The sequence below is a fragment of the Sphingomonas sp. HF-S4 genome, from assembly GCF_032911445.1.
GTDB lineage: Bacteria > Pseudomonadota > Alphaproteobacteria > Sphingomonadales > Sphingomonadaceae > Sphingomonas > Sphingomonas agrestis.
In genome coordinates this window covers 88,038-105,439 of the sequence record NZ_JAWJEJ010000001.1, presented here as the reverse complement: position 1 = coordinate 105,439, position 17,402 = coordinate 88,038, and the positions used below count along the sequence as shown (strand labels likewise).

19 protein-coding genes are annotated in these 17,402 nt (G+C 66.2%); 8 read left to right on the top strand and 11 right to left on the bottom strand.

Annotation, left to right across the window (positions count from 1 at the left end; translation table 11 throughout):
- Positions 1-58 precede the first annotated feature (58 nt).
- The 7 genes from RZN05_RS00525 to RZN05_RS00495 form a co-directional block, all read right to left on the bottom strand.
- Positions 59-1,939, bottom strand: coding sequence for an ATP-binding protein (locus RZN05_RS00525; RefSeq protein WP_317224671.1), 1,881 nt, complete (start codon positions 1,937-1,939; stop codon positions 59-61).
- A gap of 144 nt (positions 1,940-2,083) precedes the next feature.
- Entirely contained in the window at positions 2,084-2,341 is a 258-nt protein-coding gene (locus RZN05_RS00520) for a hypothetical protein (protein WP_317224670.1), read from the bottom strand.
- Positions 2,342-2,423: 82 nt separating this feature from the next.
- A complete protein-coding gene (locus RZN05_RS00515) occupies positions 2,424-3,062 on the bottom strand; it encodes a F0F1 ATP synthase subunit B family protein (RefSeq protein ID WP_317224669.1) in 639 nt (212 codons plus the stop codon).
- On the bottom strand, positions 3,055-3,546 hold the full coding sequence (locus tag RZN05_RS00510; RefSeq protein WP_317224668.1) for a F0F1 ATP synthase subunit B family protein: 492 nt from the start codon (positions 3,544-3,546) through the stop codon (positions 3,055-3,057). The genes RZN05_RS00515 and RZN05_RS00510 overlap by 8 nt, the downstream gene beginning before the upstream one ends.
- A gap of 54 nt (positions 3,547-3,600) precedes the next feature.
- The gene (locus tag RZN05_RS00505) at positions 3,601-3,828 is read right to left on the bottom strand and encodes a F0F1 ATP synthase subunit C (RefSeq protein WP_317224667.1); all 228 of its coding nucleotides are present in this window, start codon (positions 3,826-3,828) and stop codon (positions 3,601-3,603) included.
- Between the two features lie 48 nt (positions 3,829-3,876).
- Positions 3,877-4,677, bottom strand: a complete 801-nt coding sequence (locus RZN05_RS00500; protein ID WP_317224666.1) for a F0F1 ATP synthase subunit A — start codon at positions 4,675-4,677, stop codon at positions 3,877-3,879.
- Positions 4,678-4,697: 20 nt separating this feature from the next.
- Complete coding sequence (locus RZN05_RS00495; protein ID WP_317224665.1) at positions 4,698-5,015, bottom strand: AtpZ/AtpI family protein; 318 nt, start codon at positions 5,013-5,015, stop codon at positions 4,698-4,700.
- Positions 5,016-5,242: 227 nt separating this feature from the next.
- Between RZN05_RS00495 and RZN05_RS00490 the strand changes: the two genes are divergently transcribed.
- The 3 genes from RZN05_RS00490 to RZN05_RS00480 are packed head-to-tail and all read left to right on the top strand — an operon-like array spanning position 5,243 to position 8,132.
- Complete coding sequence (locus RZN05_RS00490; protein ID WP_317224664.1) at positions 5,243-6,013, top strand: hypothetical protein; 771 nt, start codon at positions 5,243-5,245, stop codon at positions 6,011-6,013.
- 46 nt (positions 6,014-6,059) lie between these two features.
- Entirely contained in the window at positions 6,060-6,740 is a 681-nt protein-coding gene (radC, locus tag RZN05_RS00485) for a RadC family protein (protein ID WP_317224663.1), read from the top strand.
- A 54-nt stretch (positions 6,741-6,794) separates the two neighbouring features.
- Complete coding sequence (locus RZN05_RS00480; protein ID WP_317224662.1) at positions 6,795-8,132, top strand: GGDEF domain-containing response regulator; 1,338 nt, start codon at positions 6,795-6,797, stop codon at positions 8,130-8,132.
- A 73-nt stretch (positions 8,133-8,205) separates the two neighbouring features.
- Here RZN05_RS00480 and RZN05_RS00475 read toward each other — a convergent pair whose 3' ends face one another.
- The gene (locus tag RZN05_RS00475) at positions 8,206-8,838 is read right to left on the bottom strand and encodes an EF-hand domain-containing protein (protein WP_317224661.1); all 633 of its coding nucleotides are present in this window, start codon (positions 8,836-8,838) and stop codon (positions 8,206-8,208) included.
- A 197-nt stretch (positions 8,839-9,035) separates the two neighbouring features.
- Between RZN05_RS00475 and RZN05_RS00470 the strand changes: the two genes are divergently transcribed.
- The 5 genes from RZN05_RS00470 to RZN05_RS00450 all read left to right on the top strand — a co-directional run bounded on the left by RZN05_RS00470 (position 9,036) and on the right by RZN05_RS00450 (position 12,957).
- Positions 9,036-9,662, top strand: a complete 627-nt coding sequence (locus RZN05_RS00470; protein ID WP_317224660.1) for a DUF1287 domain-containing protein — start codon at positions 9,036-9,038, stop codon at positions 9,660-9,662.
- Positions 9,663-9,725: 63 nt separating this feature from the next.
- Positions 9,726-11,036: an adenylosuccinate lyase gene (purB, locus tag RZN05_RS00465; RefSeq protein WP_317224659.1), complete on the top strand. Its 1,311-nt coding sequence runs from the start codon at positions 9,726-9,728 to the stop codon at positions 11,034-11,036.
- A complete protein-coding gene (locus RZN05_RS00460; protein WP_317224658.1) occupies positions 11,033-11,569 on the top strand; it encodes a biliverdin-producing heme oxygenase in 537 nt (178 codons plus the stop codon). Before purB ends, RZN05_RS00460 begins: the two co-directional genes overlap by 4 nt.
- A 192-nt stretch (positions 11,570-11,761) precedes the next feature.
- Entirely contained in the window at positions 11,762-12,049 is a 288-nt protein-coding gene (locus RZN05_RS00455; protein WP_317224657.1) for a hypothetical protein, read from the top strand.
- 89 nt (positions 12,050-12,138) lie between these two features.
- Positions 12,139-12,957, top strand: coding sequence for a hypothetical protein (locus RZN05_RS00450; protein WP_317224656.1), 819 nt, complete (start codon positions 12,139-12,141; stop codon positions 12,955-12,957).
- Here RZN05_RS00450 and RZN05_RS00445 read toward each other — a convergent pair.
- From RZN05_RS00445 to dnaK, 3 genes are all read right to left on the bottom strand, one after another.
- A complete protein-coding gene (locus tag RZN05_RS00445) occupies positions 12,954-13,802 on the bottom strand; it encodes a tail fiber protein (RefSeq protein WP_317224655.1) in 849 nt (282 codons plus the stop codon). The two genes, RZN05_RS00450 and RZN05_RS00445, sit on opposite strands and share 4 nt — an antisense overlap.
- Before the next feature lie 382 nt (positions 13,803-14,184).
- Entirely contained in the window at positions 14,185-15,303 is a 1,119-nt protein-coding gene (dnaJ, locus tag RZN05_RS00440) for a molecular chaperone DnaJ (RefSeq protein ID WP_317224654.1), read from the bottom strand.
- A 126-nt stretch (positions 15,304-15,429) separates the two neighbouring features.
- Positions 15,430-17,343 (bottom strand): molecular chaperone DnaK, encoded by a 1,914-nt coding sequence (dnaK, locus tag RZN05_RS00435; protein WP_317224653.1) that lies wholly within the window; start codon positions 17,341-17,343, stop codon positions 15,430-15,432.
- Positions 17,344-17,402 lie beyond the last annotated feature (59 nt).

Genomic DNA, 17,402 nt, shown 5'->3' with positions numbered 1-17,402 from the left:
CGCGATTTAGGCGCGCGCGCGACTCCCGGCAATGCGCCGAGTCATTTTCGCTACCGGTTCAGGCAGCTGCAGGCGCCTTGTCGTCGAGCACCTCCCGCACCCGCGCGGCGAGTTGGGCAATGGTAAAGGGTTTGGGGAGCAGTGCCACGCCATCGGTCAGCATCCCGTCGCTGACGATGCCGTCGCTGGGATAGCCGCTCATGTAGAGAAGCCGGATTTCGGGTCGGGCACGCTCGACCTGCGCGGCGAGCTGCGGCCCGCTCATCCCGGGCATCAGCACGTCGGTGAGCAGCAGGTCGATGCGCGGCTGGTCTTCGAGCAGGCTCAGCGCCGCCTCGCCGCCCGGCGCCTGGATCACGATATAGCCGAGCTCGCGCAGGGCATCGACGGCGAGCTGGCGTACCTTGTCCTCGTCGTCGACGACGAGGACGATCTCGCTGTCCTGCGCGGCGGGCAGCCGCGTCTCGGGACCGGCCCGCCAACTCTCGACCTCAGCGACCTTGCCTTCGTAGCGGGGCAGATACAGGCACACCCTGGTCCCGCGCCCGGGCTCGGACTCGATCGCGACATGCCCGCCCGATTGCTTGACGAAGCCATAGACCTGGCTGAGCCCCAGGCCCGAGCCCTTGCCGGGGCCCTTGGTGGTGAAGAACGGCTCGAACGCCCGTTCGCGCACTTCGTCGAGCATCCCGGCGCCGCTGTCCTGCACGGTGATGCTCACATAGTCGCCCGGCCCGACATCGGGATGCGACTTGGCATAGGCGCGGTCGAGCTTCACGTTGGCGGTGCGGACGACCAGCGTGCCGCCCTCGGGCATCGCGTCGCGCGCGTTGACGCACAGATTGACCAGCGCGCTCTCGAGCTGGCCGGCATCGGCATGGACCGGCCACAGCCCGGGCGCGGGATCGACCTGGAAATCGACATTTCCACCAATCGTCCGCCGCAACAACTCCGATAGCCGGCGCAGGAGCTGGCTGGCATCGAGCGCGGTCGGCGCCAGTGGCTGGCGGCGGCCGAAGGCAAGCAGCTGCGAGGTAAGCTGTGCCGCGCGCTGCGCGCCCGACATCGCCGATTCGATATGCTCCTGCGCGCGTTTGACGTCCTTCTCGATCCGGCGCCGGGCAAGGTCGAGCGATCCGATCACGATCGCCAGCATGTTGTTGAAGTCGTGTGCGATGCCGCCGGTCAACTGACCGATCGATTCCATCTTCTGCATCTGGCGTAGCTGGTTCTCGGCCACTTCGCGGCTCGCCGCTTCCTCGTGCAGCCGGCTGTTGGCGTTGAGCAGCTGGTCGCGGGCGATCGATGCGTTGCGCGCCGTCGCCAATGCCTTGCGGGTCGAGCGCATCGCGAAGGCCATCACCGCGGTGGCGCAGATCAGCAGCCAGATCGACAGCAAGGTCGCCTGGCGGTCCGCGGCTTCGCGCTGCTGGTCGAATTGTCGGGCGGCCTCCCCCTTCATCGCGACGACGATTTTCCGGCAGCGATCGGTGATCGGTCGATCGAGCACGGTGCGGATCGACCGCCGCGCCGCATCGGCCTGGCCCGCCTCCATCAGCAGGAAACGCCTGTCGGTCTGCGAAAGCCGCGAGCGCCAGCAGCGATCGAGCTGCGCAGCCGCGGACAACTGGCCCGCATCGTCCGCCACGTGCCGTCGCAGCTCGCCAAGCTCGACATAGAGCCGGTCGCGCGCCTCGCGATATCGGCCGACGAAGCGCGTATCGCCCGAAACCAGATAGCCGCTCTCGCCGAGCAGCGCCTCCTGCGCGCGAGTGAGCAGGCTGTTGAGCCGCTCCTGCACCTGCAGCGTGCGCACCACCGACGCATCGGCGCGTTGCTCGGCGCGAAACAGCAGCAAGGTGCCGACCATCGCGGCGGAGATCAGCGCCAGCCCGAGCAGCAGCGCGACAAGAGCGACATCCCAACGCTTCGTGGCCATCGCACACATCTTGCGCAACAACCGAAGAAGAGCAAACGGATTCGCAGCCGAATTAGAGACTATCCGGCAAATGCAACTCTAATATTGCGAAACTTGCAAGTTACGTAAGCGTCAATAACCGGGATTGTGACATCGGCTACCAGATCAGGATCCGTTGTCGGTACCATTGCCGGCCTCACGCTCCATTCGCGCAGCTTCCGCTTCAATTCGATTCATCTCGGCGGCGACTCGTGCCTTGACGTCTTCTGCCGAACGCCGTTCGTCGTATACTCGCTGCCAGGCCAGCAAAACCGTCGCCAGTGCGAGCACCAGCGCCACGCCCCCGCCGATGCCGAGCCAGCGCACCGCACGGCTATCCTGTCCCTGCCCCATGGCGGGCTTGCCCTTTGGCTTGATGGTCATCGCTCTAGCCTAGCACGACAAACGCCGACCGCCACGAGGGCGATCGGCGTTGCACGATCTCTGGAAGGAGTGTGGCGCCCGCTCAGTTGAGCCGGCCGAGCCCCGAAATGGTCTGGTCGACCAGCGCCTTGTCGGCCTCGGCATTATGCTTCTCGGCGATGATCGTCGCCGCAGCGCGGGTCGCGGCTTCGGCGGCCTTGGTGCGGACGGCCTGGATCGCGGCGCGTTCGGCAGCGGCGATCTTGTCTTCGGCCATCTTGGCGCGGCGGGCGGTCAGTTCGGCAGCATCGCTCTCGGCCTTGGCGAGGACGGCCTTGGCCTCCTCGTCGGCATGCGAGAGCATCGCCTGGGCCTGCGCCTCGGCGCCGGCAATCTTCTTGGCATACTCATCGCGCAGCGCCTCGGCCTCGGCGCGCAGCGCCTTGGCTTCGTCGAGTCGGGTGCGGATCGCCGCGATCTGGTTGTCGAGCCCACGGGTGATGAGCGCCGGGACCTTTTTCCAGATCAGGATCAGGATGAACACCGCCATCGCGATCGACACCCAGACGGTCGCGTCTAGCACGCCGAACAGCGACGGATCGGGATGCGTCTCGCTTGGCCCGCCATGCTCGATCGTAACGGCCTTGGTGCCGGTGTGCGGCACCGCCATGCCCTCGCCATGCTCGGCGTCGGCGAGGTTCTGCGCGACCGGATCGGCCGTCTGTGCCTGTGCCTCAGCCATTGAGCGCCGCCTTCACTGCCTTCTTGGCCTCCGCCGCGGTTACCTTGGCGCCCGAGAAGCGCGCGACGATGTCGCGGGCCGCCTCGGCTGCCACTGCCTCGATTTCGGCGCTCGCCGCCGCGCTGGCGTCGGCGATCTGCGCCTCGGCCGCCGCGATGCGCGCATCGGTCTCAGCAGTCGCCGCAGCAAGCCGCTTCTCCGATGCTGCCGCACCCTGGGCGCGCGCCTCGGCAATGCGCTTCTGGGCGCCTTCGCGCGCGGCGTTTTCCTCAGACCGCCAATTCTCCTCGGCCTGGTCGGCAGCGGCACGCGCCGCCTCGGCAGCGGCGAGGTCGCCGGCGACCGACGCGTCGCGCGCATCGACCGTCGACATCACCTTGGGCAGCATGATCTTGCCCACGACGAAGAAGACGAAGCCGAACGTCACGAGCAGCCAGAAGATCTGGGACGCGAAGGTTTCGGCGAGCTGGGAGATCTGAGGCATTGGATTCCTATCCAGGAACAGGCCGGGGCACAGGCCCCGGCCCGGCCGGAAACGTTACGCGACGAAGATCAGGATCATCGCGACGACGAACGCGAGCAGACCGAGAAGCTCGGCGGCCGCGAAGCCGATGAACAGGCGGCCCTGCTGGCCGTCAGCCGCACCCGGGTTGCGCAGCGCGCCCTCGAGGAAGCTGCCGAACACGGTGCCCACACCGATGGCGGCCATGCCGGCGCCGATCGCCGCGAGACCCGCACCGATGAGCTTTGCTGCTTCTGCGTCCATTTAAATCACTCCTGCGTGTATTTCAGTGGTTACGTTTACGGATGAAACTCAGTGCAGATGCTCGGCGTCGTTGATGTACAGCGACGTGAGCAGCGCAAAGACATAGGCCTGGATGCCGGCGACCAGGATCTCGAGCGCCGAGATGCCGACCATCAGCACGAAGCTGGGGATACCGACGCCGAGCCCAGGGATCAGCCCGGCATTGCCGGCATTGATCACGAAGCCCGCGAGAACCTTGAGCAGGATGTGCCCGGCGATCATCGCGACGAACAGTCGCAGGCCCAGCGAGAATGGGCGCACCATGAACGAGACGAACTCGATCGCTGGGATCAGCCAGATCAGCCACAGCGGGGTGCCATGCGGTACGAACAGCGAGAAGAAGTGGAGCCCGTGCTTCCAGAAACCGACGATCAGCACGATCGAGAAGCTCAGGATCGCCAGCACGCCGGTGACGGTGAAGTGGCTGGTGAAGGTGAACGGGTGGATGCCCACCAGGCCCAGCGGCAGCAGCCCGAGCACGTTGGCGAACAGGATGAACATGAACAGCGAGAACACGTAGGGAAGGTACTTGCGGCCTTCCTTGCCGATGTTCGCCGCGAGCATCGAGTCGATGAAGCCGGTGAAGTTCTCGACCAGCATCTGCCAGCGGCCGGGGACGACTGCGGACTTCATGCCGCCGAGCATAAATGCCCAGAGCACGACCGCCGCGACGCACATCCACAGCGCCGAGTTGGTGAAGGCGATCTGATGGCCGGCAATGTTGAAGCCGTCCCAGATCGTCTGCACCTCGAACTGGTGCATCGGGTCGATCTTGCCTGATTCAGCCGCCACGCGCGTTGATCCGTTCATTAGCCAAAGCGCCCGAAGAGCTACTTCGAGCGCTGGTTCGAAATCCTGATGATGTTCCTGAAAGCACTCGCTATTCCTAGGAACAGCAGCACGAGCAGGAGCCACGGGGAGGTTCCCAGCAGCCAATCGAGGGTGCCCCCGATCACTGCCCCTCCGACCATCGATCCGATCAGTTCGGCCAGCACGCGGTTCCCGAGGCGATAGCTGGCATCACCCTTGGTATCCACAGCGCCGCTTCTGATCGCCTCTTCCGATTTGGCTCGCTTCAGTCGCTCGTCGAGCGAGTTAAGGCGAACATCCTCGGGCAAGGGGTCCAGTCCGGGCTCGTTCTCGGCCAATTGTCTCTCCCGTTCAGCCGTTTCCGGCAGGCCAGACGCATGTGCCGAGCGGCGAGCCCGCCAAGGCAGGGGCGCTTTAGGAAGGGCTCGGGTCCGAGTCAACACCAGCGCCCTAACCGGTGCTCCATGCAAGCGCCGCGGCCCCGCTTCACAGCTGCACACATACCGCGCTAGGCAGGCGCGCCCGCAACGGCGACAATTTCCTACTTCGAAGCGAAGGAATGCGAATGGCCGCCTCAGTTCGAAATCTATCGACAGCCAAGATTCTAGGCACGCTGATCGCCGTGGTTGCCGGGTTTTTCTTGGGCAAGATCGCCTGGGACGCATTCGAAAAGCGCCCGGGGAATGTCGAGGCGGAGTTCGAAAGCCAGGTGCAGAATGATCCGGCGATGGGGCCGATGTTCCAGGCTTTCCGTCAGCACTTTCCGAACGACTATGCCGCCCTGAAGGCCGAAATGGCCGCGCAATATCGCGCCGGCGCGAGCCCGGCGACGCTCAACCTGCTTGGCTTCAATCGAATGACGGCGTTCCGCAAGGCGCACGTCCGCGAACTGGCACTGGCGCCCGCCCCCGAACTGGCCGCCTTCCGCACGAGCCAGGCGGCGCTGATGCGCGGGCTTGCGGCGGAATCGACGAAAATGTGTGCGCAATACACTTTCTCCACCATCCAGCCCGGCAGCACGCCCTCCCCAAAGCTGCAAAAGCTGCTCGCAGACATCGGCAAGGTCCAGTTCGAGGCGATCGCCGCTGGCCAAAGGACCCCGGCTAGGCGCAACCTCGACACGCTGTCCCAGGCCGACAGCGAAGCGCTGGTCGCCCAGATGAAGCGCGCGGGCCTCAGCGACCGCCAACTCGCCGCCTTTCTCGATGGGACAGCCGCGCAATCGCTCAGCGAAGCCGATCAATGCCGGACGGGCGTGATCCTCACCGAGTCCCTTTCCCGGCTTCCCGTCGAGCAGGCCGATCGGGTGCTCGCCGTCATGACGGCGCATTCCTGAATAGTCACGGCTCGCACTCTGCGGCGCGCCGAACTATACCAACGCGATGGCAGTCGAGCCCGACAACACAGGACACCGTGGCCGGCTGCGACAGCGCCTGTTCGAGGGCGGGCCCGACGCCTTGCTCGATCACGAACTGATCGAATATCTCCTCGCTCTCGCCATCCCTCGCCGCGATACCAAGCCGCTCGCCAAGGCGCTGCTCATCGAATTCGGCGGGATCGCCGGACTGCTCACCGCCGATGCTGCAGCACTCGCCCGCGTTTCTGGCATGGGGGAGACCAGCGCCGCCGCGCTCAAGGCCGCGCACGCCGCCGCGCTGCGCCTGCTCCGCGCGCAGGTCGCCGAGCGCCCCGTCCTCGCCAATTGGCAGGCATTGCTCGACTATCTCCGCGCCGACATGGCGCACCACGCGATCGAGCGCGTCCGCGTGCTCCACCTCAACGGCAAGAACATGCTGATCCGCGACGAGCTGATGAACGAGGGTTCGATCGACGAGGCCCCGGTCTATGTCCGCGAAGTCATCCGCCGCGCGATCGACCTGGGCTCGGCGGCAATCATCCTCGTCCACAACCACCCCTCTGGCGACCCCTCCCCCAGCCGCGCCGACATCGAGATCACGCGGCAGGTCGCGGAGGCCGGCAAGCGGCTCGGCATCGCCGTCCACGATCACATCATCATGGGCTCCGAGGGCCATGTCAGCCTGCGCGCGCAGGGTCTGATCTAACGCCAAATCGGGCCCCGATTCCCGGTAACCATGACGGCCGTCTATCATGCACGCATGAGCCGCTTCCGAGAACTCGACCGCAGGGCACACGCGCACCAATTCTCGATCCCCTCGCGCAGCCTGTTCCTGATCGAGGATTCGATCGCGCTCGGGATGCTGTTGCGCAGCGAGATAGAGCGCCGCACCGGAATCAACGTCAAATGGTTCAAGACCTATGCCGACGCCACCGCCGCGCTGGCCGAACAGCGTCCGGCCATGGCGGTATCGGGAATTAACCTGCCCGACGCGCCGGACGGCGAGATCCTCGACCTGCTCGCCGCGCACGACGTTCCCACCATCCTGTTCACAGCGACGCTCAATCGCAGCGCACGCGCGCGCTTTTCGACGCCCAACATCGTCGATTATTTCGTCAAGGACACGCGCGACGGCATCGACCAGATCGTCGCGACGATCCAGCGCACCACCGGCGGGATGGCGACACCGGTGCTGATCGTCGATGACATGGAAAGCTCGCGCGCCGCGCTGGCCAGCCTGCTCCGCTCGCAGAATTGCCGGATCTTCGAAGCGAGCTCGGGCACCGAGGCCCTCGATATCCTGGCCGCCAACGATTCGATCGAACTGGTGATCACCGACCATCTCATGTCCGACATGGAGGGGCACGAGCTGACCCAGCGCATCCGGGCGCGCTACCCATCAGACCGGATGCGTGTGATCGGCATCTCGGCCTCGTCGGACCCGTTCCTATCCGCCGCCTTCCTCAAGGCCGGCGCCTCGGACTTCGTCTACCGGCCGTTCATTCCCGAGGAAGTGAAGTACCGGATCGAGAGTAACATCGACACGCTCCGCCTGATCAAGCACTTGCGCTACCTCGCCGAGCGCGACCCGCTCACCGGCCTGTACAATCGCCGCGCGTTCTTCGAACGCGCCGGCACACTGTTTGACAATCTCCGCGATGCCCAGCGCGAAGGATCTGTGGCGATCCTCGACATCGACCATTTCAAGAGGGTCAACGACACGCACGGCCACGACGCCGGCGACCAGGTCATCCAAATGGTCGCCGATGTCCTTTCGGAGAGATCCGCCGCAGATGGCACGCTCACTGCGCGGTTCGGCGGCGAGGAGTTCGTGATCCTGTTTGCCGGGCGTACCAGCGAAGAGGTCTACGTTCGCTGCGAAGCAATCCGAGAGGCGATCGCCGAGAAGGCGGTCGCCTTCGACGGCACCAGCATCAACGTCACCGTGTCGCTTGGCGCCGCTATCCTTCAGCCCGGCGAGGGGATGGACAACAACCTCAACGCCGCCGACCAGATGCTTTACATGGCCAAGTCCGGGGGCCGTAACCGCCTGGTCTACGACGTTGCCTTTTGCGAGCCAGCCCGCGCACGCGGTTAGGGGGATCGACGCCAGACGGCCGCCGGAAACGAGTTCCGACGGCCGCTTGGGAGTAAGGGTAAGGCGGTGTCGCTTACTGCGCCTTGGGCGTCAGAAAGGTCGTCAGCTCGGCCTGGTTCACCGATTTGCTCTTATCCGAATCCGCCGAGGCGAAGGCCTGGCCCAGCCAGACATTGGCCTCTGCCGAACCCGGCACGAAGCCCGGCTCCGACGTCTTGCGCAGTGCGCTCATCCAGGCACCGAACTCGACATCGCTCAGCATGCCATTGGCATCCTTGTCATAGGTCGCGAAGTCGCGACCCACTGCCTGGGCGACTTGGTCCTGCGTTGCGGCCGGCTGGGCAGCGGCGGTAGTGCCCGAACCCGTGGTGCCGGTCGTTGCCGTATCGGGGGTCGCCGCTGCATCCGGCTGGGCCGGCGGAGTAGTGGGCTGGGCCGGTGCAGGCTCGGCCGAAGGCGCAGGCTGGCTCGGCGTCGGCTGTGCGGCCTCGGTAGCCGGTACCGGGGCGGCGGCGGGCGCTTCCTCGACCGTGCCCGAACCCTGGGTGCCCGGCGCCGCGTCATCGGCAGTCGCCGGCGGAGTCGTCGGGTTGGTTGCCGGCGGAGTCTGCGGCTGGCTCTGCGTAGTTTCGGGTGCCGGGGTCTCCTGCGCAAAGGCAGGTGCAGCAACGAGCATAGAGGTGGCGAGAAGAACCGTCTTCAACATCTTCCTGTCTCCTGTTGATTTGCTCCGACTGTACTAGACGAGCCGGGCATGAAATTGACATCGTTCGGAAATTCAAACGGCCGGGCTGTGACAGTTGTTCCGCACATCTATGAAGCAGAGCACGACTCGTCCCTGCTGAAATTCATCTCATCGCATTTCATTTGCGCTGTGGCGCAATCGCAACGGCAGTTGAGCCTATGACGATGATGACGGAGCGCCGCACATTCTTGCTTGGCCTGACGACCGCCGGACTATGCTCCTTCCGTACCCGCGCCGGCCACGCCTCACCAAACCGCCCGCAGGGGAACGACCGCGCCGGCAAGCTCGTAGCGCACGCCCGAGCCCAGATCGGGGTCACGCTGCGCTATGACCCCGCGTACACTTCCCTTCTCTTCCCCGGCGGCGACGTGCCGCGCGAGAAGGGCGTGTGCACCGATGTGATGATCCGCGCCTATCGCGACGCCTTCGGAATCGATCTCCAGGCGCTGGTCCATGCCGATATGCGCAAGGCGTTCGCTGCCTATCCGAAGAAATGGGGTCTCGCGCGGCCCGACCGCAGCATCGATCATCGCCGCGTACCCAATCTCGCCCGCTTCTTCGCGCGGATGGGCGCCGAACGGCCGATTCCGCCGGGTGGCGAGGGCTGGCAGCCCGGCGACATCTTCACCTCGATCGTCGGCGGCAACGCCCCGCATATCGGCATCGTCTCCGACCGGATCGGCGCCCGCGCGCCGCTGGTCCTCCACAATATCGGCCGCGGCGCGCGCGAGGAGGACGCCTTGCTCGACTGGCCGATCACCGGCCGCTTCCGCTGGAAAGTATAGCGGCGCTGGAAAGTCCCGGACGCGCTTGCTATCGGCCCGCCACACCCCAGCGAAAGGCTTCCGATGGTCCCCCGTTACGCGCGCCCCGAAATGACCGCCATCTGGTCGCCCGAGACGCGCTTCGCGATCTGGTTCGAGATCGAGGCGCACGCGACCGAGGCGCTCGCCGAACTCGGCGTGGTGCCCAAATCGGCGGCCAAGGCGCTGTGGGACTGGTGGGCGACCAAGCCCGCGATCGATGTCGCCGCGATCGACGCGATCGAAGCCGTCACCAAGCATGACGTCATCGCCTTCCTCACCTGGGTCGCCGAGCAGGTCGGCGAGGAGGCCCGCTTCATGCACCAGGGCATGACCAGCTCCGATGTGCTCGACACGTGCCTTGCGGTCCAGCTCGCCCGCGCCGCCGACATCCTGATCGCCGATCTCGACACGCTGCTCGGCGTGCTCAAGCGCCGCGCCTATGAGCACAAGCTCACCCCGACGATCGGCCGCAGCCACGGCATCCATGCCGAGCCGGTGACCTTCGGCCTCAAGCTCGCCGAGGCCTATGCCGAATTCAAGCGCAACAAGGAGCGCCTGCTCGCCGCCCGCGCGGACATCGCCACCTGCGCGATCTCGGGCGCGGTCGGCACCTTCGCCAATATCGATCCGCGCGTCGAGGCGCATGTCGCCGCCAAGCTCGGCCTGTCGGTAGAGCCCGTTTCGACCCAGGTCATCCCGCGCGACCGCCACGCGATGTTCTTCGCGACGCTCGGCGTGGTCGCCAGCTCGATCGAGCGCCTCGCCACCGAAGTCCGCCATCTCCAGCGCACTGAAGTGCTCGAGGCGGAAGAGTATTTCTCGCCCGGTCAGAAGGGCTCGTCGGCGATGCCGCACAAGCGCAACCCGGTGCTCACCGAGAACCTCACCGGCCTCGCCCGCATGGTTCGCAGCGCCACCATCCCGGCGATGGAGAATGTCGCCCTCTGGCACGAGCGCGACATCAGCCACTCTTCGGTCGAGCGCTATATCGGCCCCGACGCGACGATCACGCTCGATTTCGCCCTCGCCCGCCTCACCGGCGTGATGGACAAGCTGCTCGTATACCCTGCGCGGATGCAGAAGAATCTCGATCGCATGGGCGGGCTGGTCCATTCGCAGCGCGTGCTGCTCGCGCTCACCCAGGCCGGTGTCAGCCGCGAGGACAGCTATCGCCTCGTCCAGCGCAACGCGATGAAGGTGTGGGAGAGCGACGGCCAGCTCTCGCTGCTCGAACTGCTCAAGGCCGATGCCGAAGTCACCGCCGCGCTGTCCGAGGCCGAGCTCGAGGACAAGTTCGACCTCGGCTATCACTTCAAGCAGGTCGACACGATCTTCGGCCGCGTCTTCGCTTGAACCCGGCGCACAAGGCGCTCCGCGAGGGCACTGCCGCGGCGCACGATCGGGTCGATGCCGCCTTTGCCGGCTTCGACCTGACCGATCGGGACGGCTACCGCCGCTTCCTGACGGCGCATGCCGAAGTGGTGTGGGCGCTCGAAGCCGCGCTTCCCGGCGAGCGGCTGACTCCCGACTGGGAAGAGCGCAAGCGCGGCGCCTTGCTGCGCGAGGACCTGGCCTTTCTCCGCGGCCCTGGCCAGGAGCCTGCGGCCGTCGTCTTCGATGAAAGCTGGGATGACGCCGCCATCGCAGGGGCGCTCTACGTGCTCGAAGGCTCGCGGCTCGGCGGCCGCTTTCTCGCGCGCGGACTGCCGACGGGCTTCCCCCGCGCCTATCTCGATTCGAATCAGCCGCCCGCTTTGTGGCGCAGTCTGCTCGACCGGATCGACGCGATCCTCACCCCGGACCGGCTCGAACCCGCGCTGGCCGCCGCCCATCGCATCTTCCTGGCGTTCGAGCACGCGGCCGCGCGCTGGGCCAAGAACGGATAGACGGAACTCTCTCCAAACCGGACAAATCACGCGATTTACACACCACATCCGTGCGCGCATCCTGCTCGAACAGAACCGAGCAGGGAGACGAAGATGCGCACTACATCCAAAGTAATCCTTGGCGCCTTCACTATCGCGGCAGGCACTCTTTCCTTGCCCTCGTCGGCAGCAGCGCAATCCAAGGCGTGCGTAATGCTGAAAGCCGGCGCCGGCTACGCCGCCAAGATCCGCGTGACTACCGGCGGCACGCAGACGCCCTGGTCCAGCTCCTTCCCGATCGGGCAGGAAAGGTGCATCGACCTCAAGAGCCTCGGCGTGCTTCAGCCCGGCACGCGCTTCAGCGTTCAGGTCCAGGCCGTCGCCGGCAAGACGGCGACCTGCACCCCGTCGGACGTGCCCTATGACCCGAACAATACCACCAATCTCGTCTATATCGCCACCGGCACCACGCTCAACGTCCACTGCAAGCAGCCGGACTGACGGGCGCGGATAGCGCGGCAGGGCGATAGTCTTCCCAATCGCCCGCTTCGCGCCTAACTTGGGCGTGGTCAGTCAGGGGGAGACGGGCAATGGCGATCGGGGCATCGGTAGGCAAAGGCGGCAAGAACGAACTCGCCGACGTGCTGGTCGTTCAGCATCTGCTCAATGGCTGGCTGGCCGACACCAACCAGACCGTCCTTCCCACCACCGGCAATTGCGGGCCGCTGACGATCGCCGCGATCGAGGCATTCCAGACGCGCGTGCTCGGCGCGAGCAAGCCCGATGCCCGGATCGATCCGGGCGGGCGCACCTGGAACGCGCTGTCTAGCCGCGCAGCCCCGGCGCCCACGCCCCCGGCCAATCTCAGCGGCGCGGCCTGGTGGCACGCCAACCAGGCCCGTTTCCCGAACAGTTCTGCGATCGACGACCTGATCGAGCCGTTCCGCGCCAACGTCGCCGCCTTTGTCGACGTGCTCAAGGATGCCGGCGCCACGGTCAAGGTCTCGGCGACGCTGCGCAACCCCACACGCGCCAAGCTGATGCACTATAGCTGGCGCGTCGCCAACGGCTCGGTCGCACCCGGGGACGTCCCCGCCTTCCCCGGCTGCGCGATCACCTGGGATCATGGCGACCTGGCCCGCTCCAGGAAAGGCGCGCAGGAGATGGTCGACCTGTTCGGCATTGCCTTCCAGCCCTCGCTCACTTCGCGCCATATCGAGGGCCGCGCGATCGACATGACGATCGGCTGGGCGGGCACGATCCAGGTCAAGGACAAGGCCGGCCGCCCCCGTGCCGTGGGCGCCCCGCGCTCGGGCGACACCAATACCGATCTCCACGCGATCGGCGCGACCTATGGCGTCCGAAAGCTCGCCTCCGACCCGCCGCACTGGAGCGACGACGGGCGTTAGCCCCCGACCAGAATCCGCCCGCGCAGGTCGGGCAGCGCGAAGCTCCGGCCGTCGCCGCCGTAACGGGTGCCGAGCAGCGCAAACAGCGCGGGCGCTGCGTCGGCCTCGATCAGCGCGCCGTCGCACGACGCCCAGCCCTGCGGCACCTCGCTGCCGGCAAAGGCGACCACTTGCCCCAGCCAGTTCCCCGATTGCGGGAAGGCACCGGTGCCGCCGCTGGGCGGAGCCTCGCCCTCAACGCTGATCAGATAGTCGAGCGCCAGCGCGGGCACGGGCTCGGCGACGCGCCCGCCCAGCGCGATCGGCGCGATCCCCGACCCTTCCCCCGCGCCGATCACTGCGAATCCGTCGAGATCGGGCAGGTTGAACCCCACCGGACTGCCGCCGAAGCTGTGCCCGATCAGCTGGTAGAGTGGCACATTGGCCGAGATCGGCAGCATCCGCCCGTCTGCGACGGTCCAGCCTGACGGTGCGAAGCTACCCGCGAACGCGGCGACCATGCCCAGCAGCGGCGCGCCGCTCTCCGCATTGGTCGCGATCAGATAGGTCATCCCCAGCGTGTGCTGCCCCTCCAGGCCGAGCTGCGCACCGCCGATCGGCGTGCGGGACCGAAGATCGGGCAGCGCCAGCCGCGAACCGTCGCCGCCGAAGGTAAGCCCGATCACTGCCATCAATGGCTGGTTCTCGGCGACGGGGATTTCGCGCCCATCGGCGGGCGGAGCGCCATAGGCCCCGCCTCCGCCGGCGAAGCTCTGGATCATACCCAGCGTATAGGTCGCGGGCGCACCGCCCGCGCGCTGCGGGAATTCGCCGGCGACCGCCATGAGCTGCGGCAACACCAGCATGCCCTCGGCAGGCGGTGCGGGCGGCGGCGGTGCAGGCGGCGGCGGGGTGGGAGTCGGGGCGGGCTTACTCCCCGCTAGCGCCGGCTCTGGCGGCGGTGGTGACGCGGCCGGCGCGTCAGCGCTTTGCGACGCGAACCAATCGAACAAGCGAACTAGGCGCCGCAGCGCTTCGACAAGCCGTGCCAGCATGGCGATGTCCCCCGGAGGCCGTTTCGCCTCTGAAATGAGCATACGCTTGGAGGGCCAATTCGTCCAATATTCTTGGGATTTCCTTGCCTAGACTTGGATTTCGCAGGAAAAGCGGCCACTTGATCGCCACTTTTACTGAAAGCGACCTAATCAAATTCCTCCCCGAGTTTGTCTCGGGGAGGAATGAAGAAGGTCAGCCCAGCGCCGCCTTCAACTTGGCGAAGAAGCCGCTCGATTGCGGGCATTCGTCGCCCGTCTCGGTCGCGCGGAATTCCTCGAGCAGCTCGCGCTGCTTGGCGGTCAGCTTGCTCGGCATCTCGACGTCGAGCCGCACGACCAGGTCGCCGCGCCCGCGGCCCTGCAACACCGGCATGCCCGCTCCGCGATGCCGCACTTCGCGGCCCGGCTGGGTACCCGCACCGATCTTGACGGTGATCGTCTCGCCGTCGAGCCCAGGCAGCGCGATCTCGCCGCCCAGCGCCGCGGTCGTGAAGCTGATCGGCGCGTTGGCGAACAGGGTCGTTCCCTGCCGCTCGAAGATCGAATGCTTGGAAACGTGGAGGAAGATGTAGAGGTCGCCCGAAGGCGCCCCGCGTGCACCCGCCTCGCCTTCGCCACTCAGCCGGATCCGCGTGCCTTCGTCGACGCCGGGCGGCACGTTGATCTTGAGCGTCTTGGTCTTGTCGGTCCGCCCCTCGCCGCGACAGTCGCGGCACGGATCGCTGATGACCTGGCCCGCGCCGTGGCAGACCGGACACGTCCGCTCGACCATGAAGAAGCCCTGCTGCGCGCGCACCTTGCCATGGCCGTTGCACTGCTTGCAGGCATGCGCCTGCGTCCCCGGCGTCGCGCCGCTGCCGGTGCAGCTGTCGCACGCGCCCGAAACGTCGACGGTGATCTCGCTGGTCTTGCCATGATAGGCATCCTCCAGGCTGATCTCCATGTCGTAGCGCAGGTCTGCGCCGCGCAGATTGGGTCGGCCGCCGCCGCGCCCGCCCATGAACTCGCCGAACACGCTTTCGAAGATGTCGCTGAACGCGCCGAAGTCCTGCGCGCCATGGCCTGGGCCGCCACCCATGCCGTTCTTGAACGCCGCATGGCCGAAGCGATCGTACGCCGCGCGCTTCTGCGGATCCTTCAGGCAGTCATAGGCTTCACTGACGGCCTTGAACTTGGCCTCGTGATCCTTGCACCCGCCATTCTTGTCGGGGTGAAACTTCATCGCGAGCTTGCGGTACGCCGATTTCAGCGTCGCATCGTCCGCGGTGCGCTCGACTTCGAGCAGTTCGTAATAATCGACTTCGGTGGTCATTCAAAAAGCCCTCTCCCCATTGGGGAGAGGGTTGGGAGAGGGGCACGCTCGCGGAAACGCTCGCACATTCGCCCCACTCCCCCTCTCCCCGGCCCTCTCCCCGCAGGGGAAAGGGAGGGGTGTCCGTTACGCCTTGTTGTCGTCCACCTCGGAGAACTCGGCGTCGACGACTTCCTCGCCGCCCGCTTCGTCCTTCGAAGCCCCGCCGTCCGCGTTCGGCGACGCGTTCTCGGCAGCCTGCTTCTCGTAGATCGCCTGGCCCAGCTTCATCGCCACCTGGGCGAGGTTCTGCGCCTTGGCCTGCATGTCGTCGGCGTCGCCGCCTTCGATCGCAGTCTTGGTCTCGGCGATCGCCGCCTCGATCTCGCCCTTGAGCGACGCGTCGACCTTGTCGCCATTCTCGGCGAGCTGGCGTTCGGTCGTATGGACGAGGCTCTCGGCGTTGTTCTTGGCTTCCGCCCCGGCACGCCGCTTCTTGTCCTCTTCGGCGAACTGCTCGGCGTCGCGGACCATCTGGTCGATGTCGGCGTCCGAGAGACCACCCGAGGCCTGGATGCGGATCTGCTGCTCCTTGCCGGTGCCCTTGTCCTTAGCCGAAACGTTGACCAGGCCGTTGGCGTCGATGTCGAAGGTGACTTCGATCTGCGGCACGCCGCGCGGCGCCGGCGGGATGCCGATCAGGTCGAACTGGCCGAGCATCTTGTTGTCGGCCGCCATTTCGCGCTCGCCCTGGAAGACGCGGATCGTCACGGCGTTCTGGTTGTCGTCCGCCGTCGAATAGACCTGCGACTTCTTGGTCGGGATCGTCGTGTTGCGATCGATCATCCGAGTGAACACGCCACCCAGCGTCTCGATGCCCAGCGACAGCGGCGTCACGTCGAGCAGCAGCACGTCCTTGACGTCGCCCTGCAGCACGCCCGCCTGGATCGCCGCGCCGATCGCCACCACCTCATCGGGGTTGACGCCGGTATGCGGCTCCTTGCCGAAGAACTGCTTCACGATCTCGCGGACCTTGGGCATGCGGGTCATGCCGCCGACCATCACGACTTCGTCGATCGCGCTCGCCTTGAGGCCCGCATCGGCCAGCGCCTTGCGGCACGGCTCGAGCGTACGCTGGATCAGGTCGTCGACCAGGCGCTCCAGATCGGCGCGGCTGATCGCCTTCACCAGATGCTTCGGCCCGTTGGCGTCGGCGGTGATGAACGGCAGGTTCACTTCGGTGGTCTGCGCGCTCGAAAGCTCGATCTTCGCCTTCTCGGCAGCTTCCTTGAGCCGCTGGAGCGCGAGCTTGTCCTTGGTGAGGTCGATGCCCTCGGCCTTGCGGAACTCGTCCGCGAGGAACTGGACGATCTTCGAATCGAAGTCCTCGCCGCCCAGGAAGGTGTCGCCGTTGGTCGCCTTCACTTCGAACACGCCGTCGCCGATCTCGAGCACCGAGATGTCGAACGTGCCGCCGCCAAGGTCATAGACCGCGATCGTCTTGCCGTCGTTCTTCTCGAGGCCGTAGGCCAGCGCCGCCGCGGTCGGCTCGTTGATGATGCGCAGCACTTCGAGGCCGGCGATCTTGCCGGCATCCTTGGTCGCCTGGCGCTGGGCGTCGTTGAAGTATGCGGGAACGGTGATCACCGCCTGCGTCACGGTCTCGCCGAGATACGATTCGGCGGTTTCCTTCATCTTCTGCAGCGTGAATGCCGAGATCTGCGACGGCGAATAGTCCTCGCCGCCCGCCTTCACCCAGGCGTCGCCGTTCGGCCCGCGGGTGATCGTGTAGGGCACCAGCTCGGTGTCCTTCTTGGTCACCGGATCGTCGAAGCGGCGACCGATCAGGCGCTTGACTGCGAAGATCGTGTTGTCACCGTTGGTGACCGCCTGCCGCTTGGCCGGCTGGCCGACCAGCCGCTCGCCGTCCTTGGCGAACGCGACGATCGAAGGCGTGGTGCGTGCGCCCTCTGCATTCTCGATGACCTTGGGCTTGCCGCCTTCCATCACCGCGACGCAGCTGTTGGTCGTGCCCAGATCGATACCGATTACTTTAGCCATGGTCCCTCGTTGGCCCCCAGTGTTCAAGGTCAGTGTTCAAAAACAAAAACTTGCCCTCC